This window comes from Collinsella sp. An7, from assembly GCF_002159335.1.
In the GTDB taxonomy this organism is placed as follows: Bacteria; Actinomycetota; Coriobacteriia; order Coriobacteriales; family Coriobacteriaceae; genus Coprousia.
In genome coordinates, this window is record NZ_NFHP01000018.1 from 1 (window position 1) to 644 (window position 644).

1 protein-coding gene is annotated in these 644 nt (G+C 67.4%); it reads left to right on the forward strand.

The features are described 5' to 3' along the window. On the forward strand, window positions 1–644 hold a 644-nt coding region (locus tag B5G20_RS10410; RefSeq protein WP_158094442.1), incomplete at both ends, for a hypothetical protein.

Sequence of the window (644 nt, forward strand, 5' to 3'; positions counted from 1 at the left end):
GTTCAAGATCAACAAGCGCGTCATCACGGTGACCGACTCCAAGAGCGTCCCGTACAGCGGCTCCGAGCAGGCGCTCGTCATCGGCGAGGGCGACGAGGGCCAGTACAAGGTCGACGGCGACGCGGCGAAGGGCGAGAAGCTCGTCGTGACCGCCAAGGTCACCGGCACCGAGGTCGGCCCCTACACGCAGGTGGTCGGCACCGGCGAGGACGGCGCGGTCTGGTCCATCGAGGGCGGCAAGGCGTCCAACTACGACGTCACCGTCAGCGGCACGCTGACCATCACCAAGGCCGGCGCCACCCAGTTCCAGGGCACGGTCTCGCTCGACGACTGGACCTACGGCGAGAAGGCCGCGACCGAGGAGGCCTCCACCAACGGCGGCGACTACGGCGACCCGAGCTACACCTACAGCTCCGACGGCGGCAAGACGTGGTCCGGCGACAAGCCCTCCGACGCGGGCGACTACATGGTGAAGGCCACCTGGGCCGCCACCAATAACTGCGACGAGATCTACGCCACCGACACGTTCAAGATCAACAAGCGCGTCATCACGGTGACCGACTCCAAGAGCGTCCCGTACAGCGGCTCCGAGCAGGCGCTCGTCATCGGCGAGGGCGACGAGGGCCAGTACAAGGTCGACGGCG